2 protein-coding genes are annotated in these 15,295 nt (G+C 66.6%); both read left to right on the plus strand.

Annotated features, from left to right (window positions below; genetic code table 11):
* Positions 1-679: 679 nt before the first annotated feature.
* Entirely contained in the window at positions 680-13,765 is a 13,086-nt protein-coding gene (locus ASF16_RS09805) for an Ig-like domain-containing protein (RefSeq protein WP_162241065.1), read from the plus strand.
* A gap of 198 nt (positions 13,766-13,963) precedes the next feature.
* Positions 13,964-15,205 carry a TolC family protein gene (locus tag ASF16_RS09810; RefSeq protein WP_162241066.1) on the plus strand — a complete coding sequence of 414 codons (1,242 nt, stop codon included), beginning with the start codon at positions 13,964-13,966 and terminating at the stop codon, positions 15,203-15,205.
* Positions 15,206-15,295: the final 90 nt, after the last annotated feature.

Below are 15,295 nucleotides of genomic sequence, written 5' to 3' on the forward strand. Positions count from 1 at the left end.
CCCCCTTGCCGGGCAGGCCTACTAACAACTGCAGTGCAAAGCCGCGAAGGCTAATGCATCGTGAAATCAGCGTTTATGCAGTGTGTGTTCAATACTGAACTTTGATCAGGCGGATTTGGCCGCAGGTTAAGTCGTGGCATCAGCCAGTGGTCGTGTGAATCTCACCACGGCGGCGGTATTGAATCGATCAAATTATTTGCAGATTCATTGATCTTCACCTCCAAGGTGGCAATTGGCAATAGTTCGGCCCCATGGCGAAATTTTCGTCTCACGCGCCAAAGTTTTTGTTGTTTCGATGATGTCTGCTCTCGCGGCGATGTTCAAAATCTGAATGAAGTCATTCCGGCCACCTTGATTGGACTGTTGGGTTTTGTTTTGTTGTCTACATGTTGAATGCTATTTGCAGTATTGATTTATTTTCCTGCCACTTAGTGCGTGGTCTGGTAAATATTTTTACTCATAATTATTAATTGATTGAAATAAAATGACCGCTGAAGTCTACGCATCCGTTGTGAAGATTGATAAATCCGCAATTTCAGGCGCGGTAAATATTGACAGGCCGATGGCGCCCAAAACAGTGGCGACTCCCGGTCAGGGTGTGGCAAGAATCAGCGCCAGAGGGGGTGTTTCCATCGAATTGACGCAGGCCAACACCCAAAAGGCTCCCGAAGTAGTCAAGGTGCGCCGTGTTGGTGCTGATCTGCAGGTTGATTTTCTGGAAGACGGCACGGGCAGCTCTGACCTGATCATCGAAGATTTTTACGACCAGGATGGTTCCAGATTGGTGGGCTACGGAAGTGACGGGGCCGTCCACGACTACATCCCCCAGGCAGGCGGTTCCGATCAAGGGCTGGCCGGATTAGTCGACGGCGGCGAGGGGGCCATGCAGGTGCTGGGCGACTCAGCCGTGGGTGGCGGTGTGGGCGAGGGATTCGGGGCCATGCCCATGCTGCTGTTGGGCGGTGCTGCACTTTCGACGGTGGCCATTGCCACTTATGGGTCAAACCCGCCTGTCGCTGCGGCACCTTCCAAGCCTAGCGCGCCGACCAGTTACAACGACAACTCTGCACCGGTCACCAGTGCCCGCAGCACTGCGGCTGCCACCAACGACACCACACCGGGCTTGAACATCGGCACTGGCCTCGTCAATCCAAAGTTGTACGTCAATGGCAAAGAAGTCGCCGCGACTTACGACGCGACCACCGGCACACTCACACCCAATGCGCCGCTGCCCGAAGGGTCTTACAAGCTGACCTACTCATACGCCAACAGCGATGGCGTCTACAGTGAGCAAAGCGATCCTATGGTGTTGGTGGTGGACACCACCGCACCGGCCAAACCGGCCAGCGCCGCGGGGTACAACGACAACGTGGGCGCAGTGCAAAACGCCAACAGCACTGCCGCCACCACTGACGACAGCACTCCCGGGCTGAACGTCGGCAAGGGTCAAACCGGTGCAAAACTGTACGTGGATGGCGTACAAGTGCCTGCCACTTACGATGCCGAAACAGGGACCCTCACGCCCAGCAAGCCGCTGGCAGACGGCCCCCACAAAATCACCTACACCGTCAGCGACGAGGCCGGTAACGAAAGCCTCCAGAGCGACCCTATTTCGGTCGCAGTGAACACCGCCAACTTGGTCAAACCGCCTGCGCCCACCGTTTACGACGATAACTCCGCCCCCATCGTCAATGCCCAAAGCACGGCATCGACCACCAATGACACCACGCCCGGGCTGAAGGTTGGTACCGGGCTGAGCAACCCCAAGCTGTACGTGGACGGCACCGAGGTGCCTGCCACGTACGACGCCACGACTGGCACCCTCACGCCAAATGTGCCATTGTCCGAAGGCAAACACAGCCTCACCTACGCCAACACCAGCGCGTCAGGCACGCTGAGCGAGCAGAGCGACGCCCTGGTCGTGACGGTGGACACGACGCCACCGGCCACGCCCACCACGGCGCCTGTGGGCTACAAGGATGACGTGGGATCGGTGCAAAACTCCAGCAGCACGGCGGCAGCAACCGATGACACCAAGCCTGGCATCCTGGTGGGCCAGAACCTCACGGACACGCCGAAGCTGTACGTGGACGGCGTGCAGGTGCCTGCGGTCTACGACGCGGCCACCGGCACGCTCACACCCAGCAGCGCATTGACGGAAGGCGCGCACACCGTCAGCTACACGCTGACCGACGCAGCCGGCAACGAAAGCGGCAAGAGCCCAGCGCTGAGCCTGACGGTGGACACCACCGCGCCAAAAGCCGGCAGCGAAGGCGCTTTGACGCTGACGGACGACGTGGGTGCGGTCAGGGGCGAGGTGGCCCTCGGCGGCGTGACCGACGACGCAAGGCCCACGTTCAAAGGCACCGGTGCTGGTGCCGACGTGGCCAAGGTCAATGTGTATGACGGCAACACCCTGGTGGGCACCGCCACGGGCAACAGCAACGGCAACTGGAGCTTCGAGCCCACGACGCCAATGAGCCCTGGCGACCACAACCTGACGGCGCGCCCCGTGGATGCGGCGGGCAATGAGGGGCCAGCCAGCAGCGGGTGGAATTTCAAGGTGCAGGGCGACACGCCCGCCGCTCCCGCGATCACGGGCGTGACTGACAACGCCGGTGGCGTGACGGGCAGCATTGGCAAGAACGGCACGACCGACGACACCACGCCTACAGTCAGCGGGACTGGCACGGCGGGCACCACCGTCAAGCTGTACGCCAACGGCCAGGAGGTAGGCTCGACCACGGTGGCCGCAGATGGCACCTGGACGGCAACCAGCAGCGCTCTTGCGGGCGATGGCACCAAGCTGCTGACGGCCAAGACGATCGATAGCGCAGGCCAGTCCAGCGCGGAAACGGTGGCCTACACGATTGTGCTGGACACCACAGCGCCCACCAAGCCGGGAGTGGCAACAGCCACGGACGACCAGGGCGCCGTCACAGGCCCCATCGCCAACGGCGGTGCGACCGATGACACCACACCCACGCTGAGCGGCTCCGGTACGCCAGGCGACACCATCAAGGTGTACGACAACGGCACCTTGCTGGGCAGCGCACCGGTGCAGCCCAACGGCAGCTGGAGCTTTACACCCGCCACGCCGCTGGGCAGCGGCGCGCACACCATCACCACCACCGCGACCGATGCGGCAGGCAACATCAGTGCGGCGAGCGACCCACTGAACATCTCGGTGGACACCAGCGGACCAGCGACAGGCAGCGAAGGCACGCTGACACTGCTGGATGACGTGGGGTCGGTCAAGGGCGAGATCACGCGCGGCAGCATGACGGACGACGCGCGGCCCACCTTCAAGGGCATGGGCGCCGGCGCCGACGTGGCCAAGGTCAACGTGTACGACGGCGCTACGCTGCTGGGCAGCGCCGTGGTGACCAACGGCAGCTGGATCTTCGAGCCCGCCACGCCATTGGCCAGCGGCGACCACAACCTGACCGCGCGCCCGGTGGACGCGGCCGGCAATGAAGGCCCTGCCAGCACCGGATGGAACTTCAAGCTCCTGGGGGATGCGCCTGCGCAGCCGGCGATTACCGGCGTGAATGACAACGCTGGCAGCGTGACCGGCAACATTGCCAAAGGCGCGACCACGGACGACACCACCCCCACGGTCAGCGGCACGGGCACGGCGGGCACCACCGTCAAGCTGTATGCCGATGGTGTGGAAGTTGGCTCAGCCACCGTGGCACAAGACGGCACCTGGCGGATCGCCAGCAGCACCCTCACCGGCGACGGCACCAAATTGCTCACCGCCAAGGCCTTCGACGGCGCGGGCCAGTCCAGCAACGAAACCGGCGCGTACGCGATCGTGCTGGACACCACGGCCCCGGCCAAGCCCGGCGTGGCCACGGCCAATGACGACCAGGGCGCCGTCCAGGGGCCGGTGGCCAGCGGCGGTACCATCGACGACGCCACCCCCACGCTCAGCGGCGCGGGCACGCCCGGCGACACCATCAAGGTCTACGACAACGGCACGCTGCTGGGCAGCGCTGCGGTGCAGGGCAATGGCAGCTGGAGCTTCACCCCCACGACGCCGCTGGGCAGCGGTGCGCACGCCATCACCACCACGGCGACCGATGCGGCGGGCAACACCCGTACGGCCAGCGACCCGCTGAACTTCACGGTGGACACCAGCAACGTCACTGTGTCGGTGGGCAAGGCAGTGGACGATGCCGGCAGCAAGAAGGGCGACCTGGCCAACGGTGCGAGCACCGATGACACCACGCCCACGTTGGTGGGCACGGCGGCGGCCGGCGCCACCGTCACCGTCAAGGAAGGCGGGGCCACGCTGGGCACTGCCACGGCAGACGCCAGCGGCGCCTGGAGCTTCATCCTGCCTTTGCAGACACAGGGACAGCACAACTACACCGTCGAGGCCCGCAATGCGGCCGGCACCACCGGCAGCACCAGCTTCGCGCTCATCGTCGACACCACGCCCCCGGCAGTACCGTCCATCGGCGGCGCCACGGACGACGTCGGCACCGTGCAGGGGCCCGTCGCCAACGGCGCGAGCACCGACGACACCACACCTACGCTGTCGGGCACGGGCGCCACAGCCGGCGACACCATCAAGGTCTATGACAACGGCGCGCTGCTGGGCAGCACCACCGTGCAGGCCAACGGCAGCTGGAGCTTCACGCCCCTCACGCCGCTGACCGACGGCAGCCACCCGCTGACGGCGACCGCCACCGACTCGCAGGGCAACGAAAGCACGCCGAGCGTGGCCTACACCCTCAAGGTCGACACCACGGCCCCGGCCACGCCGACGGCCGCACCTGCGGGCTACAAAGACGACATGGGCGCGGTGCAGAGCGCCAGCAGCACGGCGCAAAGCACCGACGACACGCGCCCCGGCATCCTGGTAGGGCAAAACCTGACGGACACACCCAAGCTGTACGTGGACGGTGTGGCGGTAGCTGCCGCGTACGACCCGGCCACCGGCACGCTGACCCCGGTGGCGGGCCTCGCCGACGGCGCCCACACCTTCAGCTACACGCTGACCGACGCGGCGGGCAACGAGAGCGGCAAGAGCCCGGCGCTCGCCATCACCGTGGACACCGGCGCGCCTGCCACCGGCAGCGAAGGAACCCTTACGCTGCTGGACGACGTGGGCACCGTCAAGGGCGAAATCGCCCGCGGCAGTGTGACCGATGACGCACGGCCCACCTTCAAGGGCACCGCCGCCGGTGCCGACGTGGCCAAGGTCAACGTGTACGACGGCGCGACGCTGCTGGGCAGCGCCGTGGTGACCAACGGCAGCTGGATCTTCGAGCCCGCCACGCCACTGGCCAGCGGCGACCACAACCTGACGGCGCGCCCGGTGGACGCAGCCGGCAATGAAGGCCCCGCCAGCGCTGCCTGGACTTTCAAGCTGCTGGGCGACGCACCCGCGGCGCCCGCCATCACCGGCGTCAGCGACGACGCAGGCAGCGTGACCGGCTCCATCGCCAAAGGCGCCACGACCGACGACACCACGCCCACCGTCAGTGGCACCGGCACGGCCGGCACTACCGTCAAGCTGTATGCCGACGGCGTGGAGGTCGGCTCCACCACCGTCGCGCAGGACGGCACCTGGCGGGTGACGAGCAGCGCGCTCGTGGGCGACGGCACCAAGCAACTTACCGCCAAAGCCATCGACGGCGCAGGCCAGGCCAGTCCCGAGACGGGGGCCTATGCGGTCGTTCTGGACACCACGGCACCCGCCAAGCCGGCTACGGCTACGGCCAGCGACGACCAGGGCTCAGTGCAGGGCCCGGTGCCCAACGGCGGTACCACCGACGACGCTTACCCGACGCTGAGCGGATCCGGCACGCCGGGCGACACGGTCAAGGTCTACGACAACAACGGCAACGGCGCCACCTTGCTGGGCACAGCGCTGGTGCAAGGCAACGGCAGCTGGAGCTTCACCCCCACGACGCCGCTGGGCAGCGGTGCGCACGTCATCACCACCACGGCGACCGACACGGCGGGCAACACCAGTGCGGCCAGCGACCCGCTCAACATCACGGTGGACACCAGCAACGTCAGCGTGTCGGTCGGCAAGGCCACCGACAACGCCGGCAGCAAGCAGGGCGATCTGGCCAACGGTGCGAGCACTGACGACACCACACCGACTCTGGTGGGGACGGCGGCCGCCAACGCGACGATCACCGTCAAGGAAGGCGCCACCACCGTGGGCACGGCCACGGCCGACGCCAGCGGTGCCTGGAGCTTCACGCTGCCTGCGCAGACACAAGGCCTGCACAACTACACCGTCGAGGCGCGCAATGCGGCGGGCACCACCGGCAGCACCAGCTTCGCCCTGACCATCGACACCGCCGCTCCGGCCGTGCCGGCCATCGGCGATATCACTGACGACGTCGGCACGGTGCAAGGCCCGGTCGCCAACGGCGCCAGCACCGACGACACCACACCCACGCTGTCGGGCACCGGTGCCACGGCGGGCGACACCATCAAGGTCTTTGACAATGGCGTGCTGCTGGGCAGCACGCAGGTCAGGCCGGGCGGCAGCTGGAGCTTCACCCCGCAGACACCGCTGACCGACGGCAGCCACCCGCTGACGGTGACCGCCACCGATCCGCAGGGCAACGAAAGCACGCAGAGCGCGGCCTACACGGTCCGGGTGGACACGGCGGCTCCGACAACCCCCACGGCAGCACCCGCAGGCTACAAGGACGACGTGGGCGCGGTGCAAAGCGCCAACAGCACGGCTCCCGCCACCGACGACACCCGCCCGGGCATCCTGGTGGGCCAGAACCTCACCGACACGCCCAAGCTGTACGTGGACGGCGTGCAGGTGGCTGCGGCCTACGACCCCGTCACGGGCACACTCACCCCCAGCACTGCGCTGGCCGATGGCGCGCACAACATCAGCTACACGCTCACCGACGCAGCCGGCAACGAAAGCGGCAAGAGCCCGGCGCTGAGCCTGACGGTGGATACCAGTGCACCGACCTCCGGCAGCGAAGGCACATTGACCCTGCTGGACGACGTGGGCGCCGTCAAGGGCGAGATCACCCCGGGCAGCATGACCGACGACGCTAAGCCCACCTTCAAGGGCATGAACGCTGGGCCCGACGTGGCCAAGGTCAATATCTACGACGGCGCCACACTGCTGGGCAGCGCCGTGGTGACCAACCGCAGCTGGAGCTTCGAGCCCGCCACACCGCTGGCCAGCGGAGACCACAACTTCACGGCGCGCCCTGTGGACGCTGCAGGCAACGAAGGCCCCGCCAGTACCGCGTGGAACTTCAAGCTGCTGGGCGACGCCCCGCGGGAGCCCGCCATCACCGGCGTGAGCGACAACGCTGGCGGTGTGCAAGGCAATATCGCAAAGGGCGCGGCCACCGACGACACGACGCCCACCGTCAGCGGAACGGGCGCCGCTGGCACCACCGTCAGGCTCTACGCCGACGGCGTGCAGGTGGGTTCGACCACCGTGGCGCAGGACGGCACCTGGCAGGTGACGAGCAGCGCGTTGACAGGCGACGGCACCAAGCTGCTGACGGCCAAGGCCTTCGACGGCGCAGGCCAGTCGAGCACCGAAACCGGTGCCTATGCGATCGTGCTGGACACCACCGCACCGGCCAAGCCAGGCGTGGCCACGGCCAATGACGACCAGGGCGCGGTCCAGGGCCCGGTGTCCAACGGCGGCACGACCGACGACTCCACACCCACCCTGAGCGGCTCCGGCACGCCGGGCGACACGGTCAAGGTCTTTGACAACGGCGTCCTGCTGGGCAGTGCATCGGTGCAGGCCAACGGCAGCTGGAGTTTCACGCCCACCGCGCAGCTGGCCAGCGGCGCGCACGCCATCACCACCAACACCACCGATGCGGCCGGCAACACCAGTGCAACCAGCGATCCGCTGAACTTCACGGTGGACACGAGCAATGTGAACGTCTCCGTCGGCAAAGCGATGGACAACGCTGGCCCCAAGCAGGGCGACCTGGCCAACGGCGCCAGTACCGACGACACCACGCCCACACTGGTCGGCACGGCAGCGGCCGGCGCCACCATCACCGTCAAGGAAGGAGCCACCACGCTGGGCACGGCCACAGCCGACGCCAGCGGTGCCTGGAGCTTCCTGCTGCCGACGCAGGTGCAAGGCCTGCACAACTACACGGTGGAGGCCCGCAACGCCGCGGGCACCACGGGCAGTACCAGCTTCGCCCTGACCATCGACACGACGCCTCCCGCAGTGCCGACCATCGGCGGCGTGTCTGACGACGTGGGCACCGTGCAGGGCCCGGTGGCCAGCGGCGCGGCCACGGACGACACGACGCCCACGCTCACCGGCTCAGGCGCCACCGCGGGCGACACCATCAAGGTCTACGACAACGGCGCGCTGCTGGGCAGCACGACGGTGCAGTCCAACGGCAGCTGGAGCTTCACGCCCACGGCACCCCTCACGGAAGGCAGTCACCCGCTGACAGTGACCGCCAGCGATCCGCAGGGCAACGAAAGCACGCCGAGCGCGGCCTACACGGTCAGGGTCGACACCACGGCCCCGTCCGCACCGGTCGCACCTGCGGCCTACAAGGACGACGTGGGCGCGCTGCAGAGCGCGAACAGCACTGCGCCGACCACCGACGACTCCCGCCCGGGCATCCTGGTGGGGCAGAACCTCACCGACACGCCCAAGCTGTATGTCGATGGCGTGGCGGTGGCGGCGGCTTACGACCCGGCGACCGGTACCCTCACACCCGCCACTGCGCTCGCCGAAGGCCCGCACAGCATCAGCTACACGCTGACCGACGCGGCCGGCAATGAAAGCAGCAAGAGCCCGGCGTTCAGCCTTACCGTGGACACGAGCGGCCCGGCGGCCGGCGGCGAAGGCACGCTGACCCTGCTGGATGACGTAGGCTCGGTCAAGGGCGAGATCGCCCGTGGCGGCATGACCGACGACGCACGCCCCACGTTCAAGGGGACCGGCGTAGGCGCCGACGTAGCCAAGGTCAACGTCTACGATGGCTCCACGCTGCTGGGCAGCGCCGTCGTGACGAACGGCGCCTGGAGCTTCGAGCCTGCCACCCCGCTGGCCAGCGGTGACCACAACCTCACCGCGCGTCCGGTGGACGCCGCGGGCAACGAAGGACCCTCCAGCGCTGGCTGGAACTTCAAGCTGCTGGGCGATGCCCCCGCACAGCCGGCCATTACCGGCGTGAGCGACAACGCAGGCAGCGTGACGGGGACCATCGCCAAGGGCGATACAACGGACGACACCACACCCACCGTCAGCGGCACCGGCACGGCAGGCACCACCATCAAGCTCTACGCCGACGGTGTGGAAGTCGGCTCCACTACCGTGGCCCCGAACGGCACCTGGAGCGTGACGAGCAATGCCCTGACTGGCGACGGCACCAAGCTGCTGACGGCCAAGGCCATCGACGGCGCGGGCCAGTCCAGTGCCGAGACGGGTGCCTATGCCATCGTGCTGGACACCACTGGTCCGGCCAAGCCGAGCGCGCCCACGGCCACGGACGACCAGGGCGCCGTGCAAGGCACCGTGGCCAACGGCAGCACGACCGACGACGCCACCCCGACCTTCAGCGGCTCGGGCACGCCGGGAGATACCGTCAAGGTCTACAACAATGGCACACTGCTGGGCAGCGCAGTCGTACAAACCAATGGCAGCTGGAGTTTCACGCCCACGGCGCAACTGGCCAGCGGTGCGCACGCCATCACCACAACGGCCACGGACGCGGCCGGCAACACCAGCGTCACAAGCGACCCGCTGAATTTCACGGTGGATACGAGCAACGTGACCGTCTCGGTGGCCAAGGCCACCGACAACGCGGGCAGCAAGCAGGGCGACCTGGCCAACGGCGCAAGCACCGACGACACCACGCCCACGCTGGTCGGTACGGCAGCGGCCAACGCGACGATCACCGTCAAGGAAGGCGCCACCACGGTGGGCACGGCCACGGCCGACGCCAGCGGTGCGTGGAGCTTCATCCTGCCGGCGCAGGCGCAAGGCCAGCACAACTACACCGTGGAGGCCCGCAACGCGGCGGGCACCACGGGCAGCACCACCTTCAGCCTGACGATCGACACCACGGCACCTGCGGTACCGTCCATCGCCAATGTCACGGACGACGTGGGCACGGTACAGGGCCCGGTGGCCAACGGCGCGAGCACCGACGACACCACGCCCACGCTGTCGGGCACGGGCGGGACGGCCGGCGACACCATCAAGGTCTACGACAACGGCGCTCTGCTGGGCGCCACCACCGTGCAGGCCAACGGCAGCTGGAGCTTCACGCCCACCGCGCCTCTGACCGAAGGCAGCCATCCGCTGACCGTGACGGCCACCGACCCTCAGGGCAACGAGAGCACGCCGAGCGCGGCCTACACCGTCAAGGTCGACACGACGGCACCGAGCACCCCGGCGGCACCACCCGCAGGCTACAAGGATGATGTGGGTGCGGTGCAGGGCGCCAACAGCACGGCACCGACTACGGACGACACCCGCCCGGGCATCCTGGTGGGGCAGAACCTCAGCGACACGCCCAAGCTGTACGTCGATGGCGTGGCGGTGGCCGCCGCCTACGACCCGGCCACCGGCACACTCACGCCCACGGCGGCACTGCCCGACGGCGCTCACACGTTCAGCTACACGCTGACCGATGCGGCAGGCAACGAAAGCAGCAAGAGCCCGGCATTGAACATCACCGTGGATACCGGTGCGCCTCCGGCTGGAGCAGCACCCACAAGCTACGACGACAATTCCGCGCCGGTCACCAATGCCAACAGCACGGCACCGGCCACCAACGACACCACGCCCGGCATCAATGTCGGCACAGGCCTGACCAACCCCAAGCTGTATGTCAACGGCACGGCTGTGGCTGCGACCTACAACGCGGCGACGGGCACACTCACGCCGAACGTTCCGCTGGCTGACGGAACCTACAACCTGACCTTTACGTCCGCCAACAGCGCGGGCACGGACAGTGCCCAGAGCGGCCCCTTGGTGCTCAAGGTGGACACCACGCCACCGGCGGCGCCCACGATTGCCTTGGACCAGGACACTGCAGGCACTCAGACGGGTTCGTCGAGCGACGCCTACACCAGGAACGGAAGCTACACAGCAGGCGGCGTGGAGCAAGGCGCGGTCGTCCAGTACAGCCAGGACGGTACCAACTGGAGCGCGAGCAAACCCACCGCGGTGGAGGGGGCCAACACGATCAGTGTTCGCCAGATCGATGCAGCGGGCAATGTGAGCGGCAGCAACTCCGTGTCCTTCACTCTGGACACGAGCACCGCTGCGCCCAGCCAGACAACGGCGCAGAACGTCTTCGTTGGTACCGCGCCGTCCTTTGTGCTGACTGGGCAGCAGGTCAACACCACCACGGCGGGCGATCAGTCCGGTCCTGTCACGGTGAAGACCAGCAACGGCGGCTATTTCACAGCCTGGTACGACAACGCACTGAACGACCCTGCAGGCGCGGTGCACGGGCAGTACTACACCGCCAATGGCATCAAGATCGGCAATGAGCTGACTTTTGGTGGCGGCAACTGGCAGGTCAACGGCAACGGCTATGCCAACATGCCGATGCTGAGCGCCGTGGCGCTGGACAATGGCAAGGTGGTGCTGTCATGGCAGACCGAGGACTCCAACGGCGGTGTGGGCGGAGGCGGCTCCAACGCCACCAGCGAAGTGGCCTATGCAACGGCCACCCTGACAGGCAGCACGGCTTCGGCAGGTGCGCCCACGTTGGCGAACACGACACTGGCTGGAAACCAGTCCGGCCCGGCCATGGTGGCTACCAAGGATGGCGGATTCTTCATGGCCTGGTACAACGCGGACGACACGGACCCCCAAGGCGTGGTGCGCGGACAGTTCTTCGATGCCAATGGGAACAAGACCGGTGGGGAGCTCCAACTGGGTAGCTGGCAGGTCAATGGCGACTCCTGGGCTGTGGGTCAGCCACCGCTGAGCGCCGTGACACTCAGCAATGGCGGCATCGCAGTGGCATGGACGGCTGAAGGCGGCCCGGCAGGCCCCAACACGGCGTCTACCGAAGTAGCTCAGGTCGTGGTGTCCAGCACGGGCACGGTGGGCCCGCAATCCGTGGCCAACACCACGACGGCAGGCAACCAGGGCGCGCCGGTGATGGTGGCGACCAGCGATGGCGGTTACTTCATCGCCTGGTTCAACGACGACAGCAGCGTCAAAGGCGGCCAAGGCCAGATCAGCGGCCAGTACTTCAATGCCAGCGGCAGCAAGGTCGGTGGTGAGGTGGCCCTGGGCACCTGGGTGGTCAATGAAAACACCCAGGTCGACATGCCTTTCCTGACGGCCACCGCGCTCCAGGGTGGCAAGGTCGCCGTGGGCTGGCAAACCGAAGACAGCACCAACAACACCGGCCCCACGGACACCAACGAGGCAGCGATGGTGGTGGTGAGCAACAACGCTGGTGCAGTGACGGTCAGTGCCCAAACCATGGTCAATACGACTACGGCAGGGAACCAGTCCCCGCCGACCATGGTCGGATTGGACACCGGCGGATTCTTTGCTGCCTGGTATGACGATTCCTGGGCTGACCCGGGCAATTCCGTGATTCGCGGCCAGTACTTCAACGCTCAGGGCGCGAAGGTCGGCAGCGAAATTCTGGTGAGCAACTACCGGGCGGAACTCAGCGACGCGGGAGAGCAGCCACCGCTGCACGTCACCGCGTTGGTCGGTGGCAAGGTGGTGGTGTCCTGGAACACCGAGGCTGACGATGCCAGGGACGGCAGCGGTGCCGCTGTCTACCAGGCCGTCATCGACATGCCCGCCACGACAGTGGTCAATGGCACGGCGGAACTGAACAGCACGGTGACGCTGAAAGACGGTGCAGGCACCGTCCTCGGTACGACGGTGACGGATGCGCAGGGACAGTGGCAGATCACGACGAGCGAAGTGCAGGACAGCACCAGGCCCTTGTACGCGACCGTGGTCGACAAGGCCGGCAACAGCGTGACCAAGCCCATCAACTTCACGCCGCCGGTGGTGTTGGACCTGAACCACGATGGCCACATCGAATACGGCCATGTCGTGATGGACGTGACCGGAGACGGCGTAGCGGAGCGCACCGCCTGGACAGGCGCCAACGATGGCGTGCTGGTGTGGGACAAGCACGGCGATGGCGTGGTGCACGACAGCAGCCAGTACGCCTTTACCCAGTACGGCGGCAGCACCGACCTGCAAGGCCTGGCCGCACGCTTCGATACCAACCATGATGGCGTGTTCGATGCGAACGACAAGGAGTTCTCGCAGTTCGCGGTGTGGCGCGATGCCAACCAGAACGGTTTGAGCGATGCGGGCGAGGTCCGGTCGCTGGCCGACTGGGGCATCACGTCCATCGGTTTGACCAGCGATGGACAGGTGCGGCACGGCGACGGCGTGATCGAGTTCGGGCGCACATCGGCCACCATGGCTGACGGATCGTCGATGTTGGTGGCCGACGCCATGTTCGCCCACGATTCGCTGGACGCCCTGGTGCAAAACGCCACTGTCGCTCCGCACGGCAACCCGGGCACGGACGACGCATCGCCTGTCACGGTGGATATGAAGCCGTTGGAGGTCCATGCCTTTGCCACCAAGCCGCTGTTGGTGACGGTCGACGGCAACGATGCAGGGCGACTGGACGGTGCTGGCGCGAAGCACGCGGATGCGACGGCGTCCATCGACGACCACACACCCGACGTGTGGCACAGCGCGATGGCGAATCTGCTGGTCGACCAGCAAGCCGCGCTGCACCCGGTGCTCTGATTCCGGGAGCGACCGAAGCCACGGGCCACCAGGTCCGTGGCTATTTCTTCTCTGTGCATGGATTCCCTGGCGCCCCGTCCGGTGCGAATGGGCGCAAGCCAGCCCACAAGCAAATTGGCAGATCAACAAACAAGTGAGTGCGGATTGAAAAAGAGTAGTGCCTTGGTGGCCGGAGCCGCACTGCGTGGGTGCAGGGGCGTGGGCCTGGCCCTGTGCCTTCACATGGGGGGAGTAGCGCTCGCGCAGCCCACCATGTCGCCGGTGTTGCTGAACCTGATCCGGCAGACAGTGGAACTGCATCCTTCGGTACGGATGGAGTCTGCCTTCGTGCGGGCGGCCAAGGAGGATGTGTCTGCCGCGGATTGGCAGCGTTACCCCACGTTGGCTGCCCAGACCTCGTCCAACACCCCACGCCTGTCCACACAGCTCAGCCTGGAGCAGCCGCTCTGGACGGGCGGGCGCCTGGATGCGCAGCGGGATATGGCCCGGGCGCAGGAGGCGCTGCAGGTGGCCCAGAAGAAAGAGGTCCAGTACCAGCTGGCGACCAAGGTGGTGGACTCGTGGGTGGCGATGGTGCAGGCCGACGAGCGCATCAAAGAGACGGGCCGGACCATCGACCAGCTCGAGCGCTACAAGGCAATGATGCGCCGGCGTGTCGACGCACAGGTGTCGCCCCAGATCGAATTCACGTTGCTGGAATGGCGGACGTTTCAGGCACGGGTCGATCTGCAGCAGACGCGCACGGCGCGCACGCTGTCCCGCAACCGCCTGCGCCAGCTGGTCGGGCACGAGCCCGAAAGCGATGCCGCATGGGACGCAGAGCAACCCCTGGCGGCGCTGGCGACGACCGCATCGGAAACCCGGCATGCGCTGGGCCGGCAGATCGACGATGCCATCGACGTGCACCCCTCGGTGCGCAAAGCGCGGGAGCGGGCACGGGTGGTGCAGTACCAGGCCGACGTGCAGCGGGCCGGGCTCGGGCCCGAGGTGTATTTGAGGGCGCAATACAGGGCCGGTGGTGCGGCGGTGCCGGGTGAGCGCAGCGTCTTCGTCGGTGTGCGATACCAGCCCGGCGCGGGCTTGTCCTCGCTGGCCACCAGTCGGGCTGCGTCTGAGCGGGCGCAGGGGCAATTGTTTGCGGCGGAGACCGCGCAGCGCGAGCTCAACGAACAGATGCGCACCGATCTGGAGAACATGGCCAGTGCGCAGATGCGCGCCGATGCCTTGGCGACCGCCGTCGGGTCCTCCACGGACGTGCTGGTGTCGAACGAAAGGCTGTTCATCGCGGGCAAGCGCAGTTGGCAGGAAGTTCTCAACACCGTGCGCGAGGGGGGCGACAACCGCCTGGCGCTGGTGGACGCGCGCGCGGCCTTGCTGGCAGCCTACTACCGCCTGCAGGTGGTGCGTGGCGATCTGGATTGGCAGCAGAGTGCGCCGTGATCGTGCGGTCTGTCCTGCAGATTCGGCGGCACTGCGCGCGTTGGTCATTCTTTTCCTTTTTCAACCTGTCTGCCACATGGCCCACGAGTT

Origin of the sequence: Acidovorax sp. Leaf78 (genome assembly GCF_001422735.1) — a bacterium.
In the GTDB taxonomy this organism is placed as follows: Bacteria; Pseudomonadota; Gammaproteobacteria; order Burkholderiales; family Burkholderiaceae_C; genus Acidovorax.